At 62.7% G+C, this 17491-nt stretch carries 15 protein-coding genes; 13 read left to right on the top strand and 2 right to left on the bottom strand.

All coding sequences use genetic code 11. The features are described 5' to 3' along the window. Nucleotides 1-156: 156 nt before the first annotated feature. From mraZ to murB, 12 genes are read left to right on the top strand one after another with little or no spacing between them, the layout of a single operon-like run. Nucleotides 157-594 (top strand): division/cell wall cluster transcriptional repressor MraZ, encoded by a 438-nt coding sequence (gene mraZ, locus CUJ84_RS14860; protein ID WP_245457482.1) that lies wholly within the window; start codon nt 157-159, stop codon nt 592-594. A 17-nt stretch (nt 595-611) separates the two neighbouring features. Further along, complete coding sequence (gene rsmH, locus CUJ84_RS14855) at nt 612-1637, top strand: 16S rRNA (cytosine(1402)-N(4))-methyltransferase RsmH (protein WP_105006775.1); 1026 nt, start codon at nt 612-614, stop codon at nt 1635-1637. A gap of 1 nt (nt 1638) precedes the next feature. Continuing rightward, entirely contained in the window at nt 1639-2166 is a 528-nt protein-coding gene (gene ftsL / locus CUJ84_RS14850) for a cell division protein FtsL (protein ID WP_105006774.1), read from the top strand. After that, nucleotides 2166-3926: a peptidoglycan D,D-transpeptidase FtsI family protein gene (locus CUJ84_RS14845; protein WP_105006773.1), complete on the top strand. Its 1761-nt coding sequence runs from the start codon at nt 2166-2168 to the stop codon at nt 3924-3926. The genes ftsL and CUJ84_RS14845 overlap by 1 nt, the downstream gene beginning before the upstream one ends. A gap of 6 nt (nt 3927-3932) precedes the next feature. Continuing rightward, nucleotides 3933-5453 (top strand): UDP-N-acetylmuramoyl-L-alanyl-D-glutamate--2,6-diaminopimelate ligase, encoded by a 1521-nt coding sequence (locus tag CUJ84_RS14840; protein WP_105006772.1) that lies wholly within the window; start codon nt 3933-3935, stop codon nt 5451-5453. Further along, complete coding sequence (locus CUJ84_RS14835) at nt 5450-6883, top strand: UDP-N-acetylmuramoylalanyl-D-glutamyl-2,6-diaminopimelate--D-alanyl-D-alanine ligase (protein ID WP_105006771.1); 1434 nt, start codon at nt 5450-5452, stop codon at nt 6881-6883. Before CUJ84_RS14840 ends, CUJ84_RS14835 begins: the two co-directional genes overlap by 4 nt. Before the next feature lie 22 nt (nt 6884-6905). Then, nucleotides 6906-8006, top strand: a complete 1101-nt coding sequence (gene mraY / locus CUJ84_RS14830) for a phospho-N-acetylmuramoyl-pentapeptide-transferase (RefSeq protein ID WP_027683740.1) — start codon at nt 6906-6908, stop codon at nt 8004-8006. Nucleotides 8007-8013: 7 nt separating this feature from the next. Continuing rightward, on the top strand, nt 8014-9426 hold the full coding sequence (murD, locus tag CUJ84_RS14825; protein WP_105006770.1) for a UDP-N-acetylmuramoyl-L-alanine--D-glutamate ligase: 1413 nt from the start codon (nt 8014-8016) through the stop codon (nt 9424-9426). 1 nt (nt 9427) lies between these two features. Continuing rightward, the gene (gene ftsW / locus CUJ84_RS14820; protein WP_018242862.1) at nt 9428-10582 is read left to right on the top strand and encodes a putative lipid II flippase FtsW; all 1155 of its coding nucleotides are present in this window, start codon (nt 9428-9430) and stop codon (nt 10580-10582) included. Nucleotides 10583-10588: 6 nt separating this feature from the next. Next, a complete protein-coding gene (gene murG, locus CUJ84_RS14815; RefSeq protein ID WP_105006769.1) occupies nt 10589-11713 on the top strand; it encodes an undecaprenyldiphospho-muramoylpentapeptide beta-N-acetylglucosaminyltransferase in 1125 nt (374 codons plus the stop codon). Beyond that, nucleotides 11710-13125 (top strand): UDP-N-acetylmuramate--L-alanine ligase, encoded by a 1416-nt coding sequence (murC, locus tag CUJ84_RS14810; RefSeq protein ID WP_027683743.1) that lies wholly within the window; start codon nt 11710-11712, stop codon nt 13123-13125. The genes murG and murC overlap by 4 nt, the downstream gene beginning before the upstream one ends. Further along, entirely contained in the window at nt 13122-14096 is a 975-nt protein-coding gene (gene murB, locus CUJ84_RS14805; protein ID WP_105006768.1) for a UDP-N-acetylmuramate dehydrogenase, read from the top strand. Before murC ends, murB begins: the two co-directional genes overlap by 4 nt. A gap of 3 nt (nt 14097-14099) precedes the next feature. Here the strand turns inward: murB and CUJ84_RS14800 are convergent, their stop codons facing one another. Together CUJ84_RS14800 and CUJ84_RS14795 are read right to left on the bottom strand one after the other, a co-directional pair. After that, the gene (locus CUJ84_RS14800; RefSeq protein ID WP_105006767.1) at nt 14100-15029 is read right to left on the bottom strand and encodes an NAD-dependent epimerase/dehydratase family protein; all 930 of its coding nucleotides are present in this window, start codon (nt 15027-15029) and stop codon (nt 14100-14102) included. A gap of 114 nt (nt 15030-15143) precedes the next feature. Then, nucleotides 15144-16457: an MFS transporter gene (locus tag CUJ84_RS14795; RefSeq protein ID WP_105006766.1), complete on the bottom strand. Its 1314-nt coding sequence runs from the start codon at nt 16455-16457 to the stop codon at nt 15144-15146. Between the two features lie 220 nt (nt 16458-16677). On the opposite strand from CUJ84_RS14795, the gene aqpZ reads away from it, so the two are divergent. Beyond that, nucleotides 16678-17364 (top strand): aquaporin Z, encoded by a 687-nt coding sequence (gene aqpZ, locus CUJ84_RS14790; RefSeq protein ID WP_028732837.1) that lies wholly within the window; start codon nt 16678-16680, stop codon nt 17362-17364. Nucleotides 17365-17491: the final 127 nt, after the last annotated feature.

Here is a 17491-nt window from a genome sequence, read left to right as displayed (position 1 = left end):
GGCAATCACCTGCCCATTCATCGCAAAGCAAAGGCGCCTTCCTCTCCGGAAGCGTCGGAGGGGTTTTTGCTCATCCGGCTTGCGAAGCTGTGCCTGATATCGGGAGTTTCGGGCGTCTTTTGGTCCGGATCCCTGCGGGAACGGATGTTTCGTGTCATGAACCGCTTCCTTTCGAACGCGACCAACAAGATCGATGCCAAGAGCAGGGTTTCCGTGCCTTCGGCGTTTCGTTCCGTGCTGGCGCAGCGCAATGTTCAGGAGCTCTATTGCTTCCAGGACTTTGTGTTTCCGGCGATCAGCATCGGCGGTCCGGATCTTCTCGAAAGATTCGAACGGCAGATTGCTGCGGAGGATCCGTTTTCGCCGGATGCGAACGAGATGTCGCTTCTCATTCATGGAGGCGGGGTCTTCATGAAGCTCGACGCCGAGGGGCGGCTGATGGTCACGGATTTCATTCGCGGCTTCACCGGTATCTCGGACGAAGTGACCTTCGTCGGTCGGGCGGATCATTTTCAGCTCTGGCAGCCGCAGGCTTTTGTGGCCGCACAGGCGCAAGCACGAGGGGAGCGCAAGCTGGCGGGCAAGCGTTCCTGAAAGAACGAGGGAATGGAATGGTGGCGAATCCTGGCGGAGGTTCAACTGATGCCGGTGGCGGACCGGTTCGTCACATTCCTGTTCTTCTCGAAGAAGTTATTGCGGCGCTGGCGCCCGCGCCCGGCAAACTCATCCTCGATGGTACATTCGGTGCGGGCGGTTACAGCTCGGCCATCCTTGCGGCCGGCGCCGAGGTGATTGCGCTCGACCGCGATCCGACGGCGATTGCTTCGGGGCAGGCGATGATCGCCGCCCACGGTGGGCGTCTCAAGCTCGTTCATTCGCAATTCTCGCATCTCGCCGATCATGCGCCGCAGGGCGGGCTCGATGGTGTCGTGCTCGATATCGGCGTCTCCTCCATGCAGATCGACGAGGCCGAGCGCGGCTTCTCCTTCCAGAAGAACGGACCGCTCGACATGCGCATGTCGGCCGAAGGTGTGTCGGCCGCCGATGTCGTCAACCGCGCCAAGGTCGCCGATCTCATCCGCATCTTCCATTTTCTCGGCGAGGAAAGCCAGGCGCCGCGCATCGCGCATGCGATCGAGAAGCGCCGCGCCGAAAAGCCATTTGAAACGACACGCGATCTCGCCGGTCTCATCGAGCTCGTTACGCCGCGCAAGATGAAGGACAAGATCCATCCGGCAACGCGCGTCTTCCAGGCATTGCGCATCTTCGTCAACGACGAGCTCGGCGAACTGGCGCAGGCGCTGTTTGCGGCGGAAACGGCGCTGAAGCCGGGCGGGCGGCTTGTCGTCGTCACCTTTCATTCGCTCGAAGACCGCATCGTCAAGAAATTCTTCTCCGACCGCGCCGGCAAGGCGTCGGGTTCGCGGCATCTGCCGGTCGCGCATGAGCGGGCGGCAACCTTTGCGGCTATCGGCAAGCCGATGGTTTCGGCAAGCGAGGCGGAGGCCGAGATCAATCCGCGCGCCCGCTCCGCCAAGCTGCGCGCCGGCCTGAGGACGGACGCCGCCGCCGAAGCCGCGGATATGTCGCTCTTCGGGTTTCCCAATCTTGCCAGTCTCGGAAAGCTTGGTGGTTGATATGCTGAAAACGTTCGATCTCGTGCTCATTGGCGTCATGACGGCCACCGCCGCCGTGACCTACACGATCAAGCACCGCGCTGAATTGAAGCTCGAGGAGGTTCATCGCCTCGAAGCCGAGATCAAGCTTGAGAAGGACACGATCGACCTTCTCAAGGCCGACTGGGCGCTGCAATCGCAGCCGAACCGGCTGGAACGGCTGGTCAAGGCCTATAATGACGAATTGAAGCTGCAGCCGACGGAATCGACGGCGCTCGTGCATGCCAAGGAATTGCCGATGCTGAAATCCGAGGTTCCCGTGCCTGACGTGACGGAGGCCAAGGCCAGCGCCAAAGGCGCGACCGTGGCCAGCGCCAAAGGCGCGACTGTGGCCAGCGCCAAGAGTGCGACCGTGGCCAGCGCCAAAGGCGCGCCAGACACCGCCAAGGGCGCGCAAGCCACTGCCAAGGCGCAGCCCATTCCGATGCCTGCGCCACGCGGCGAGGCAGAGGATGCAGACCAGATCGAAACCGGATCGGTGGAGGAATAATGTCGTTTCTTTCCCGGATCATGGTTTTGAAGAGCCAGGCGCATTTCTCCGCCGGCGTCTATAACCGGTTCGGCGGTCCTTCCCCCGCCGGCCTGGCGATCGAGGGATCGCGCAAGAAGAAATCGGGGCAGGCAAAAAGCCGCGTCGGCCTGCTGATCCTTGGCTTCATGGGTGTCTACGCCGTCATCGGCGGCCGTCTCGTCGAATATGCGATGAAGGATCAGGAGGTCGTCTCCAGCATTCTGCCGCCCGACCGGCTGATGGCCTCGCGCCCCGACATTCTCGATCGCAACGGCGAGGTGCTGGCGACCGACATCCGCACCGTCTCGCTGTTTGCCGAACCGAACAAGATCGTCGACGCCGACGAGGCGGTCGAGAAACTTGCGACAGTGCTGCCCGAGCTCGACGTCAGGGACACTTATAAGAAGCTGTCGGTCAAGACCTCGCATTTCGCCTGGCTGCGCCGGCAGCTGACGCCGAAGCAGCAGAGCCAGATCCTGGCGCTCGGCATTCCCGGCATCGGCTTCCGGCCGGAGAAGCGCCGCTTCTATCCGGGCGGCTCGACCGCCGCGCATATCCTCGGTTACGTCAACATCGACAACCGCGGTGTCGCCGGCATGGAGAAATTTATCGACGACCAGGGGCTTGCCGATCTCGCCTCGGTCGGCATGACCAGCGACCAGCCGCTCGAGCCAGTGCGGCTATCGATCGACCTGCGCGTGCAGAACATCGTCCGGGACGCGGTCGTCAACGCCGTCAACAACTTTCAGTCCAAGGGCGCCGGTGCCGCGGTCATCGACGTGCATACAGGAGAAGTGCTGGCGATGGCATCGGCGCCGGATTTCGATCCGAACGATCCGCAGGAAGGCGCCAAGGAGGGTTGGCTCAACCGGATGACCAACGGCACCTTCGAAATGGGTTCGACTTTCAAGACCTTTTCGCTGGCCATGGCGCTCGATAGCGGCAAGGTGAAGATGACCGACAGTTTCGATGCCAGCAAATCGATCTATATCGGCGGCTTCACCATCCACGATTTTCATGGGCAGCGCCGCTGGCTGACCGTTCCCGAAATTTTCCAATATTCTTCGAATATCGGAACGGCGCGCGTCATCGACATCGTCGGCATCGACGCGCAGAAGGACTATCTGACCAAGTTCGGCCTGTTGACGAAGATGCAGACCGAGCTGCCCGAAGTGAAGATGCCGAGCCAGCCGCGCGTCTGGAAGAAGATCAATTCGATCACGATTTCCTTCGGCCATGGCGTCTCGACGACGGCGCTGCAGACAGGGGTGGCGGCTGCCGCTCTCGTCAACGGCGGCAAGCTGATCGAGCCGACATTCCTGCCGCGCACACGCGAACAGGCCGATCAGATCGCCACGCAGGTGATCAAGAAGACCACCAGCGACGAGATCCGCTATCTGCTTGACTTCAACGGCTACAAGGGATCCGGGCGCGTCGCCCGCGTGCCGGGCTTTTCCGTTGGCAGCAAGACCGGCACGGCCGACAAGGTGGTGAACGGGCGTTATTCGGCGACCTTGAATTTCAATTCCTTCATCGCCGCATTCCCGATCAACGATCCCAGATATGCCGTGATCACCTTCTGCGACGAGCCGAAGACCGGCGAGAAGGCCTATGGCGGGACGATCTCCGCCGGTACCGCCGGCCCGATCGCCCGCGAGATCATCAGCCGCGCGGCCCCCATTCTCGGTATCGAGCCGAAGTTCGGGGAGGGCGGATCGGCCTTGCTGGTGTCTTATTGAGTGTGAATGAATATCGACGCCGATTCGCGAGGGGTGAACCGGCTTCAAGAGAGAAAAGTGCATTCGATGAAATTGCGAGACTTGGCCGGAGATCAGTTTCCGGAACTTGAAGCACAGCTCGAAGGCCCGGCAGGCTTGCTTGATATTTCAGGCCTGTCTTCGGATAGCCGCAAGGTGACGCCGGGCAATGCCTTCGTCGCTGTCGCCGGCACCAAGGCGGACGGCGCGGGCTTCATCGCGGATGCCGCCGGCCGTGGCGCTGCCGTCGCGATCGCCTCGCAAGCCGTCGATGCTTCGATCCCAGTGCTTGCTGTCAAGGAGCCGCGCCGTTTCCTTTCCATCGCCGCAGCGCGTTTCCACGGCAGGCAGCCCGATACCATGGTCGCCGTCACCGGCACGGCGGGCAAAACCTCCGTCGCTTCTTTCACCCGGCAAATCTGGGCGCATGCGGGCCACGCGGCCGCGATGATCGGCACGACTGGCGTCGTCTCGCCGACGCGCAACGAATATGGCTCGCTGACGACGCCCGATCCGGTGTCTCTGCACGCGCTGCTGGCGGAACTTGCCGGAGAGGGTGTGACGCATGCCGCGATGGAGGCCTCCAGCCACGGCCTCGACCAGTGCCGGCTTGATGGCGTGAAGCTTGCTGCCGCCGCCTTCACCAATCTCGGCCGAGACCACATGGATTATCATCCCACGATCGAGGCCTATATGGCCGCCAAGATGCGGCTTTTCGATACGCTGTTGCCGAAGGGGTCGCCGGCGGTAATCTTCGCCGACGATCCGTGGTCGGCGCAGGCGATCAAGGCGGCGACCGATGCCGGTCACGACATTCGTACCGTCGGGCGAAAGGGCGATTACCTCTCGTTGAAACGCGTCGAGCACTTCCGCCACAAGCAGATGGCCGAGATCCATATCGGCGGCGAGATCTTCGAGGTGGACATTCCGCTGGCCGGCGATTTTCAGGTGGCCAACGCGCTGGTCGCCGCAGGGCTTGCCATGTCGACCGGCGTTGAGGCGAATGTTGCGATGGCCGCGCTCGAGAAACTCGTCGGCGCGTCCGGCCGTCTCGAACTCGTCGGCCATACAAAAGACGGGGCGCTCGCCTATGTCGACTACGCCCACAAGCCGGATGCGTTGGAAAACGTTCTGGGCTCGGTCAGACCCTTCACCACCGGTCGCGTCATCGTCGTTTTCGGCTGTGGCGGCGACCGTGACCGCGGCAAACGGCCGATCATGGGCGAAATCGCCTGCCGGCTTGCCGACGTCGTTATCGTCACCGACGATAATCCGCGTTCGGAGGAGCCGGCCTCGATCCGGACGGAGATCATGGCGGCAGCAGGCTGCGCCTCGGAAATCGCCGATCGCGCCACAGCGATCCGCGAGGCTGTGGGCATGCTGAGATCCGGCGATACGCTGATCGTCGCCGGCAAGGGGCATGAGGAAGGGCAGACGATCGGCGGCGTCACCCTGCCGTTCTCCGATCATGCGGAGGTGCGCAAGGCATTGGAGGACCTGAAATCTTGAGCTGGCTCTGGACGACCGAAGACATGATCGCAGTAATGGCGGGGCGCCCCTTCGGCACTCCGCCCGAAGGTATCACCGGTATTTCCATCGATAGCCGCTCGATTACCCCAGGCGAAGCCTTCTTCGCGATCAAGGGCGACCGTGTCGACGGTCACGACTATGCATCGATGGCGACGGCGAACGGCGCCTCCCTTCTCGTTGTCAGCGAGGCGAGACTTCCCGCCATGGGCCGCCTGACGGTGCCGATGATCGTCGTGGAAGACGTGCTCGCGGCACTTGGCCGGCTTGGCCTTGCCTCGCGCGAGCGCTCGCAGGCCCAGATCATCGCGGTGACCGGATCGGTGGGAAAGACGACCACCAAGGAAATGCTGCGGCATGTGCTGGCGCCTTCCGGCAAGGTCCACGCCTCCGTCGCCTCCTTCAACAATCATTGGGGCGTGCCGCTAACGCTGGCGCGCATGCCTGAGGATACGGATTATGGCGTCTTCGAAGTCGGAATGAACCATCCCGGCGAGATCCGGCCGTTGGTGGGGATGATCCGTCCCGATGTCGCCATCATCACGACGATCGCGCCGGCGCATCTCGGCAATTTCAAGAACATCAAGGAAATTGCCGCTGCCAAGGCCGAGATCTTCGAGGGGCTCGAACCCGGCGGCCATGTCGTGCTCAATCGCGACAACGACCAGTTCAATTTCCTCGACCGCACGGCGCAATCGCTCGGCATCGAGCATATCCATTCCTTCGGCCAGCATGCCAAGGCCGAATTCCGGCTCGCAGAATTCAATGGCTCCGACGAGAATTCGACGCTGTGGCTGACGATTGGTGGCGAGACGCTCGAAGTCGCGCTCGGCGCGCCGGGCCGCCATATCGCCGAGAATGCGCTCGCAGCACTCGGGGTCGTCAGGATCGTCGGCGCCGATATGCAGAAGGCGATCGAAGCGCTTGCGACGCTGAGGCCGGAAAAGGGCAGGGGCAAGCGCCACCGGCTTTTAATCGGCGGCGGCAGCTTCACGCTGATCGACGAAAGCTACAATGCAAATCCGGCTTCGATGCGCGCGGCGATCGCGCTGCTGGCGGCCTCCGAGCCGACCGGCCGCGGACGCCGTATCGCCGTGCTCGGCGACATGCTGGAGATGGGCGAGTATGCGCAGAAGGTTCATACCGACCTTGCCGTGCCCCTGCTTGCGGCCGGCATCGAGCATGTCTGGCTGGCTGGAGCCGAGATGGCTGGGCTCAAGGAATCGTTGCCGGAAAGCGTCCACGTCGAATATCGCGAGAACACGGACGAATTGACGGACTATGTTTTGAACTCGGTCGCGCCAGGCGACGTGTTGATGGTGAAATCGTCTCTGGGCATCGGTTTCGGCAAGATCGTCGCCGCGCTCCTTGACAAGTTCCCGGCATTTGCCGACACGCAACGCGAATTTTGATTGGGTAAACAAGGGGCCCTGAATGCTGATCTGGCTTGTCGAACTGTCGGAATATTTCAAATTTCTGAACCTGTTCAGATATATTACCTTCCGCACGGGGGCTGCTCTCTTCACCTCAGCACTGATCGTCTTCCTGTTCGGGCCGACGATCATCAATTCGCTGCGCATCCGGCAGGGCAAGGGCCAGCCGATCCGCGCCGACGGGCCGCAGACACATTTCAAGAAGGCCGGCACGCCGACCATGGGCGGGCTGATGATCCTCGCCGGGATCGTCGGCGCATCGCTGCTCTGGGCGGATCTTTCCAACGTCTATGTCGTCGCCACGCTGCTGGTGACGCTGGGCTTCGGCGCGATCGGTTTCTACGACGATTATCTTAAGGTCACGAAGCAGAGCCACATGGGCTTTTCCGGCAAGGCGCGTCTCGGCATCGAATTCGTCATTGCCGGCATCGCCGTCTATTTCATGATGCGCACCGCCCTTGCCTCGGGGCTTGCCGGTTCGACCTTCGGCTCCTCGATCGCCTTTCCCTTCTTCAAAGACTTCATGATCAATATCGGCATCATGTTCGTCGTCTTCGGCGGCTTCGTCATCGTCGGCGCCGGCAATGCCGTCAACCTGACTGACGGTCTCGACGGACTTGCCATCGTGCCTGTCATGATCGCTGCCGCCTCCTTCGGCGTCATCGCCTATCTCGCCGGCAACGTGGTGTTTGCCAACTACCTGCAGATCAATTTCGTGCCCGGCACCGGCGAGCTCGCCGTCGTGCTCGGCGCCGTCATCGGCGCCGGCCTCGGCTTTCTCTGGTTCAACGCACCGCCGGCTGCCATCTTCATGGGCGACACGGGGTCGCTGGCACTCGGCGGCACGATCGGCACCGTCGCCGTCGCCACCAAGCACGAGATCGTCATGGCGATCATCGGCGGCCTCTTCGTCATCGAGACGCTGTCCGTCATCATCCAGGTCGGCTTCTTCAAAATGACTGGCCGGCGCGTCTTCCTGATGGCGCCGATCCATCATCACTTCGAGAAGAAGGGCTGGACCGAGAGCCAGGTAGTGATCCGCTTCTGGATCGTTGCTGTCGGCCTTGCCATGCTCGGCCTTTCGACGCTGAAGCTCCGGTGAGGCGGCGATGATCCCGGTCACGACGCTCAAGGACAGGAAGGTCGCGCTCTTCGGGCTCGGCGGCTCCGGCTTTGCCACCGCCCGGGCGCTGATATCAGGCGGTGCCGAGGTGACCGCCTGGGACGACAATCCCGACAGCGTCGCCAAGGCTGCGGCCGAAGGCATCAAGACGGAGGACCTGCACAACATCGACTGGAGCCAGCAGGCGCTGTTCGTGCTGTCGCCCGGTGTGCCGCTCACCCATCCGAAGCCGCACTGGACTGTCGATCTTGCGCGCGCGGCCGGCGTCGATATCGTCGGCGACGTCGAGCTCTTCGTACGCGAGCGCCGCGCCCATGCGCCGGATTGCCCATTCATCGCCATAACTGGCACAAACGGCAAGTCGACCACGACGGCGCTGATCGCCCATATCCTGAAATCCGCTGGCTACGACACGCAGCTTGGCGGCAATATCGGCACGGCGGTGCTGACGCTCGATCCGCCGAAGGCCGAGCGCTATTATGTCGTCGAATGCTCCTCCTACCAGATCGATCTGGCGCCGACGCTGAACCCGTCGGCCGGCATCCTGCTTAACCTGACGCCCGATCATCTCGACCGTCACGGCACGATGCAGCACTATGCCGATATCAAGGAAAGGCTGGTCGCCGGCAGCGATGTCGCGATCGTCGGCGTCGACGACAGCCATTCGGCCCTGATCGCCGACCGCGTCGAGCGGGCAGGTGTCAAGGTGGTCCGCATTTCGCGCCGCAACGTGGTGGCCGGCGGCATCTATGCCGAGGGGACCAGGCTCATCCAGGCCGCCGGCGGCGCCATGCTGCCTTTCGCCGACCTCGACGGCATCCAGACGCTGCGCGGCAGCCATAATGCGCAGAACGCCGCCGCCGCTGTCGCTGCCAGCCTCGCCGTCGGGGTTTCCGCCGACGACATCCGTAGCGGCCTTGCCTCGTTTCCCGGACTGAAGCACCGCATGCAGCCGGTCGGTCAGCGTGGCCGCGTCGTTTTCGTCAACGATTCCAAAGCGACCAATGCCGATGCCGCAGCACCGGCTCTTTCGAGCTATGATCGCATCTATTGGATCGCCGGCGGCCTGCCGAAGGCTGGCGGCATCACGACGCTCGCTCCCTATTTCCCGCGCATCGCCAAGGCCTATCTGATCGGCGAGGCGGCGGCGGAATTCGCCGCGACGCTCGGCGAGGCCGTGCCTTACGAGATCTCGGGCACGCTGGAGCGCGCCGTCGCGCATGCGGCCGCCGATGCCGAACGCGACGAGAGCGCTGCTTCGGCGGTGATGTTATCCCCGGCTTGCGCAAGCTTCGACCAGTATAAGAACTTCGAAGTCAGGGGCGAAGCCTTCGTCGGCCACGTGGCAGCCCTTGACGGGATTGCGATGCTGATCGGTCCGGCAACAGGAGAGAAATGACATGGTAAGCCGCGCGGAACGTGGGCCTCTGGCCGATTGGTTCTGGACCATCGACCGCTTCTTTCTGGCGATGTTCATCTTCCTGATGGGCATCGGCTTCATGCTGTCGTTTGCGGCATCTCCTGCGGTCGCCGAGCGCATCGGGCTCGAACCCTTCCACTTCGTCAAGCGCCATGCGGCCTTCATGATCCCCTCGATCGGCGTCATGCTCGGGCTGTCGTTCCTGACACCGCGGCAGGTGCGGCGAACCGCGATCCTGATCCTGATCATCTCCGTCGCCATGATGGTGCTGGTGCTGTTCGTCGGGCAGGAGGTCAAGGGTGGCAGGCGCTGGATCTGGATCGCCGGCCTTTCCATCCAGCCGTCGGAATTCATGAAGCCCGCCTTCGTCGTGGTCTGCGCCTGGCTGTTTGCCGAACATGCGCGTCAGCCGGAAATCCCCGGCAATCTCTTTGCGATCATCCTGTTCGGCATCGTTGCGGCCCTTCTTATTGCACAGCCGGACCTCGGCCAGACCATCCTGACCACGGCCGTCTGGGGCGGGATGTTCTTCATGGCCGGCATGCCATGGATCTGGATCATGCTGCTCGGCATCGGCGGCGCCGGCGGCCTGCTCAGCGCCTATTACGTCTTCCCGCACGTCGCCGGCCGAATAGACAAGTTCATGACCGGCGAGGGTGATACTTTCCAGATCGACACCGCGCGCGAGGCGATCATCCGCGGCAGCTGGTTCGGCCAGGGACCGGGTGAGGGTATCGTCAAGCGCATTATCCCGGATGCGCATACCGACTTCATCTTCTCGGTCGCGGCCGAGGAATTCGGGATCGTCTTCTGCATGGCGCTCGTTGCGCTGTTTACCGTGCTGGTGCTGCGCGGCCTCTCGCATGCCTATCGCGAACGGAACGACTTCAACCGCTTCGCCGTCGCCGGCCTGGTGCTGCAGATGGGCATCCAGTCGATCATCAATATCGGCGTCAATCTCGAACTACTGCCGGCGAAGGGCATGACGTTGCCGCTGATTTCCTATGGCGGCTCGTCCATGGTGGCGATCTGCGTCACCGCCGGCTTCATTCTGGCGCTGACGCGCCATCGACCGGAAAAACGCGCGCAGGACCGGAGCCTCTTCCGCGTCCCGCACGGCATGCCGGCGGAGTAGAAGATCATGAGCAAAGGCATCGTGCTGCTTGCCGCCGGGGGAACCGGCGGCCATGTGTTCCCGGCGGAGGCGCTGGCCTTCAAGCTGAAGGAGCGCGGCTATTCGGTGCATCTCGTCACGGACAGCCGGGCCGAGCGGTATGCCGGCAAGTTCCCGGCCGAGGAGATCCATGTCGTGCCGTCGGCGACGATCGGCTCGAAGAACCCGGTTGCCGTCGCCCGCTCGCTGTGGACGCTCTGGAGCGGCATGCGGGCGGCAAAGAAGCTGATCCAGCGGCTGCAACCGGTCATCGTCGTCGGTTTCGGCGGTTATCCCACCGTGCCGCCGCTGCTTGCCGCTACCCGGCTCGGCGTGCCGTCGATGATCCACGAGCAGAACGCCGTGATGGGCCGCGCCAACAAGGCCTTAGCAACCCGCGTGCAAGCCATTGCTGGCGGGTTCCTGCCGGAGGGCGGCGCTGCCTTTCCCGACAAGACGGTGACGACCGGCAATCCCGTCCGCCCGGCGATCATTGCCGCGGCCGAGGTGCCTTACACGCCGTCGCGCCCGGGTGAGGCCTTCAACCTCGTGGTCTTCGGCGGCAGCCAGGGCGCGCAATATTTTTCCAAGGCGCTGCCGACGGCGATCAGCCTGCTCGACGACGCGCTTCGCGTGCGGCTGCGCATCACCCAGCAGGTGCGTCCCGAGGACATGGAGATGGTCAGCGGCTGCGTCGCCAAGCTGGAGATGGGGGCCGATATCGCACCCTTCTTTACCGACATGGCCGAGAGGCTGGCGCGGGCGCATCTCGTCATTTGCCGTTCGGGCGCCTCGACGGTTTCGGAAATCTCCGTCATCGGGCGGCCTGCCGTGCTCGTGCCTTACCCGCACGCTCTCGATCACGACCAGGCGGCGAATGCCGCGGCACTCGCTGCGACCGGCGGGGCGAAGGTGATTGCCCAGTCGGAGCTTTCGCCGGAGAAGATCGCGGCGATCCTGACGGCTGTGATGAACGATCCGGAAAAGCTTTCGCACATGGCCGCGGCGGCGAAACTCGCCGGGAAACCCGACGCCGCAAACTTGCTTGCCGACATGGTTGAGGCTATTGCCGCCGGACGGACAATTGCGGAATTCAAGAGGACACGCGCATGAAACTGCCGAAGACGATCGGTCTCGTCCATTTCATCGGCATTGGCGGCATCGGCATGAGCGGTATCGCCGAGGTGCTGCATAATCTCGGCCACAAGGTGCAGGGATCGGACCAGGCCGACAGTGCCAATGTCCAGCGCCTGCGCGACAAGGGCATTGAGGTGTTCGTCGGTCACCGAGCTGAAAACCTGGGTGAGGCCGAAGTCGTGGTCGTCTCGACGGCGATCAAGAAGAGCAATCCGGAGCTCATCGCCGCGCGCGAAAAGCTGCTGCCGGTGGTGCGCCGTGCCGAAATGCTGGCCGAGCTGATGCGCTTCCGCAATGCGATCGCCATCGGCGGCACGCATGGCAAGACGACGACCACCTCGCTGGTCGCTACACTGCTCGAAGCCGGTGGGCTCGACCCGACCGTCATCAATGGCGGCATCATCAATGCCTACGGCACCAATGCCCGCATGGGCGAGGGCGAGTGGATGGTGGTCGAGGCCGACGAATCGGACGGCACCTTCCTGAAGCTTCCGGCCGATGTCGCCGTCATCACCAATATCGACCCGGAACATCTCGACCATTACGGCAATTTCGACGCCGTGCGCGCCGCCTTCCGGCAGTTCGTCGAGAACGTGCCGTTTTACGGCTTCGGCGTCATGTGCCTCGACCATCCCGAGGTGCAGTCGCTGGTCGGCCGCATCGAGGACCGCAAGATCATCACCTATGGCGAGAACCCGCAGGCCGACGTGCGCTTCAAGAATGTCCGCATCGACGGCACGCGCTCGATCTTCGACGTCGAAATTCGCCGCCGCCGCACCGGCCAGGTGATTGAGCTCAAGGGGCTGGTCATGCCGATGCCCGGACGGCATAATATCTCCAACGCGACGGCGGCGATTGCCGTTGCCAACCGGCTCGGCATATCGAGCGCCGATATCGCCAAGGGGCTTGCCTCCTTCGGCGGCGTCAAGCGCCGCTTCACGCTGACCGGCGAATGGAACGGGGTGCAGATCTTCGACGATTACGGCCATCATCCGGTCGAGATCAAGGCGGTGCTGCGCGCCGCTCGAGAATCCTGCAAGGGGCGCGTCATCGCCGTCCACCAGCCGCATCGCTTTAGCCGTCTTGCGAGCCTGTTCGAGGAATTCGCCGCCTGCTTCAACGATGCCGACAGCATCTTCCTGGCACCCGTCTATGCGGCGGGCGAGGATCCGATCGAGGGTATCGATTCCGTGTCGCTGGTCTCGCGCATAAAATCCGGTGGCCATCGCGACGCCCGCTTTCTAAGCTCGGCGGAGCTTTTGCCGCAGATGGTCGCGGAGGTTGCAAAGCCTGGCGATTTCGTGGTTCTGTTGGGGGCTGGGAGCATCACATCCTGGGCGGCGGCGCTGCCCAAGCAACTGGAAGGCCTATCGGGAAAGTCCGTATGAAACAGGTGAATGGGGAAAAGCTTCTCGCGTCTCTCGGAGAGGGTGTAAAGGATATCCGCGGCCGTATCACGCCGGATGCCCCGATGGACCGTGTCACCTGGTTCAGGGCTGGCGGGTTGGCCGAGCTGATGTTTCAGCCGCACGACATCGACGACCTCATCGCCTTCCTGAAGATATTGCCGGAAGAGGTGCCGCTGACGGTGGTCGGCGTCGGCTCCAACATCCTGGTACGCGACGGCGGCATTCCCGGCGTCGTGTTGCGCCTGTCGGCCAAGGGGTTCGGCTTCGTCGAGCTTGCCGGCGAAAACCGCATCCTGGCCGGCGCCATCTGCCCTGACAAACATGTGGCGGCGATGGCGATGGACAACGGCATCGGCGGCTTCCATTTCTTCTACGGAATTCCTGGCGGCATCGGTGGCGCGGCGCGCATGAATGCCGGGGCCAACGGCGTGGAGACGCGCGAGCGGCTGATCGAAGTCCATGCGGTCGACCGCAAGGGCGACAAGCATGTGCTTTCCAATGCCGAGATGGGCTATTCCTACCGGCATTCCACAGCATCGACGGATCTGATCTTCACCTCTGTGCTGTTCGAGGGCTATCCGGAAGAGCGCGCCCAGATCCGCGCCGAGATGGACGCCGTGCGCAATCATCGCGAGACGGTGCAGCCGGTGCGTGAAAAGACCGGCGGCTCGACCTTCAAGAACCCGGCCGGCCATTCGGCCTGGAAGCTGGTCGACGAGGCAGGCTGCCGCGGCCTCGTCATCGGCGGCGCGCAGATGTCGGCGCTTCACTGCAATTTCATGATCAACATGGGGCAGGCGACCGGCTACGACCTCGAATATCTCGGCGAACAGGTGCGCCGCGAGGTCTTCGAAAAAGACGGCATCAAGCTCGAATGGGAAATCAAACGCCTCGGCGTCTTCATGCCCGGCCGTGAGGTGCGTCCGTTCCACGGTGTGACAAGCGAATAACGGTTACTTCACCGCAAGCTTCAGGCCTTCGCGCGGCGTGACGAGGGGCGACCAGCCGAGCACGTCGCGGGCACGAGATATGTCGACCTGGAGGGAGCCACAAAGACGTTGGTAGACGGCGTCCTTTCCCGTGACTCTCGCGCCCATCAGCAACAAGGCGGGGGGAAAGGGGAGCAGCATCGGTTTGACACCCAGGCCTGCGGCAATCCCTTCAATAAGCCCTGGAGTCGAAAGATCTTCTCCATCGCCTGCGAGAAAGGTCTGGCCGGCTGCCCCGGGATGCTTCATCCCGGTGATGATCAGATCGACGAGATTTGGCAGCGCGACCAGTGTTCGGCGGTTCTTCAGCGACGCGAAGGGGAGCGGTATCTTCTTCCGGACAAGTCCAACAAGCAGGGCGAAGTTGCCCCTCGCACCGGGTCCATAGACGAGCGGCGGGCGAATGACGACGACCTCCATGCCTGTTCGGGCGGCGATTTCATGCAGCCCGATTTCAGTTTCCAGCTTCGAGATGCCATAGGGATCGATCGGCATTGGCGTATCGTCGTGCCGGAAGGGCCGATCGTTCTCCTCACCATTGACCTTAATGCTGCTGATGAAGACGAACCTTTTTGCGCCCGCGCGGGCGGCCTGCTCGGCGAGGCTCAGAGTGGCGGCGGTGTTGATCCGACGAAATTCCGCAAGCGGATCGGCTGCGCGGTCGTTCATGATGTGAACACGAGCGGCGAGATGGACGATGACGTCAATACCCTCGAGAACCGCTGTCCAATCGGTTTCGCTTGTTATCTCGATGGGGAAATGCCGCACTGATGTCGGGAAGCTGGCGGCTGCAGATCGCGTCGTCACCGCGAGCTCGGATATCCGCTCTCTATGCAGTCTTTCGACGAGAGGCCCACCGACAAAGCCGGCTGCGCCGGTAATGAGGCATCGCATGATCTGTTCCCCGTTTTGCCGTGAGTGCTCCGGTTAACCGGAAGTGCTCACGGCATCAATAAAAAAGCCGCGACGTTGGCCGTCGCGGCTTGTTGTTCACTTGCTGCTCGAGGTTCAGACTTCCTCGCGGCCCGACAGCCGGATGCAGACCAGTGAGATCACGGCCGAGGCGGCGAGATAGTAGCCGACATAATCGAGGCTGTAATGGGTGGCGAGCCAGGTGGCGATATAAGGAGCGAGTGAAGCGCCGAAGATGCCGCCGAGGTTGAAGGTCATCGAGGCGCCGGTGTAGCGCACCATGGTCGGGAAGGGCGCGGCAAGGGCAGCGCCGATCGGACCATAGGTGAAGCCCATCAAGGCGAGGCCGATGATCGAGCACAGGAAGGCGCCTGTCAGACCGCTGGTCAACAGCGTCGCGTAGAAGAAGCCGAAGATCGCGATGGCAATCGTCGTCAGCGTCAGGATGGTGCGGCGCGAATAGAGATCGGAGAGCCAGCCGGAGAGCGGGATCGTCAGGCCGAAGAAGACGACGCCGACAAGCTGGACGACCAGAAACTGCTCTCTCGTATAACCGAGCCCGCCCTTTTCCAAGGGTGTCGTGCCCCAGGAGAGCGTGAAGACCGTCATGAGGTAGAACAGCACGAAGGTCGCCACAGCAATGAAGGTGCCGAGGATCAGGCTGCGCAGATGACCGCGGAAAACCACTTCGATCGGCACGGCGACGCGCTCGTGCTTTTCGACGGCTTTGCGGAATTCCGGCGTCTCGGCGATCTTCAGGCGGACATAGAGGCCGACGGCGACGAGGGCGAGGCTGGCGATGAAGGGAATGCGCCATCCGTAGTCGAGGAAATCCTCGTTGCTCATCGTTTCCGCCAGGATGAGGAAGAAGCCGGAGGAAAGGATGAAGCCGATCGGCGCGCCGAGCTGCGGGAACATGGCGTACCAGCTGCGCTTGCCGGGAGGAGCGTTTTCAGTGGCAAGCAGGACGGCGCCGCCCCATTCGCCGCCGAGGCCGAGGCCCTGACCGAAGCGGCAAAGCGCCAGCAACAGTGGCGCGGCGATGCCGATCGCATCATAGCCCGGCAGCATGCCGATCAAGACGGTCGAAAGCCCCATCGTCATCAGCGCGGCGACGAGCGTCGCCTTGCGGCCGATGCGATCGCCGAAATGACCGAAAATCACGGCGCCGATGGGGCGGGCGAAGAAGGCGATCGAGAAGGTGACCAGCGACTGCAGCGTTGCGGCGTTCGAATCGCTTGCCGGGAAGAAGAGATGCGGGAAGACGAGGACGGCTGCCGTCGCGTAGACGTAGAAGTCGAAGAATTCGATGGTGGTGCCGACAAGGCTGGCGATGAGAACGCGAGCCGGGGAATTGACTTGCGCGCTGTTCGAGGCGGGAGTCGGCGATGCGGAGATCGCGTCTGTCATTTTCATTCCAATCAGTATTTTTATGGAGCGCCTTGGGAGGCCGGTGGGTCTTAACGCAATTTCAGGTCTGAGAAAACGTCTTCTCGCGCCGCGCGTACCGCATCTCCAACCCGTTTCTTGATCCTTGCGTGAAGCTTGCCGCGGCAATGTCCGCGCGCTTGACCGGAATCGAATTGTAACGGATTCATTTAAACTCTCGGTTGAGGTTAAGGAGGCGAGCATGCAAAAGAGTCTAGTTGCTGAGTTTCTCGGCACGTTCTGGCTGGTCTTTGGCGGATGCGGCAGCGCCGTGCTGGCCGCGGCCTATCCCGAGCTTGGGATCGGTTTTGTCGGCGTGGCCTTTGCGTTCGGTCTGACCGTGCTCACCATGGCCTATGCCGTGGGGGGCATTTCCGGCGGTCATTTCAATCCCGCAGTCTCGCTTGGCCTAACTGTTGCCGGACGGTTTCCCGCGGCGCGCCTCGTTCCCTATGTCGTCGCGCAGGTTGTCGGCGCCATCGCCGCGGCGGCGCTGCTTTATCTCATCGCCAGCGGCAAGGCGGGTTTCGAACTCGGCGGTTTTGCCGCCAACGGATATGGCGATCATTCTCCGGGTGGTTATTCACTGCTTTCGGCGCTGCTGATCGAAGTGCTGCTGACCATGTTCTTCCTGATCATCATCCTGGGATCGACCAGCAGCCGGGTGCCTGCCGGCTTCGCACCGCTTGCGATCGGCCTCGGACTGACGCTGATCCATCTCGTTTCTATCCCCGTGACGAACACCTCGGTCAATCCGGCGCGTTCCACCGGCCAGGCGCTTTTCGTCGGCGGCTGGGCGCTGCAGCAGCTCTGGCTGTTCTGGATTGCGCCACTTGCGGGCGGCGCGCTCGGCGGACTCGTCTGGAAATTCCTCGACGACGCCGACTGACTGCAAGAGATCGAACTATCTCATTGAGCCCGCGCGGAAAAACCGCGCGGGCTTTTCTGTTTTCACGGATCGGTGGGCACCTTCGCTCCGACACTCCCGAAGACGCGAAGGTTAAAAAATCATGGGC

It is taken from the genome of Rhizobium leguminosarum (genome assembly GCF_002953715.1).
GTDB lineage: Bacteria > Pseudomonadota > Alphaproteobacteria > Rhizobiales > Rhizobiaceae > Rhizobium > Rhizobium leguminosarum_V.
The sequence above is the reverse complement of the archived record's forward strand: the minus strand, read 5'-3'. Positions and strand labels throughout refer to the sequence as shown.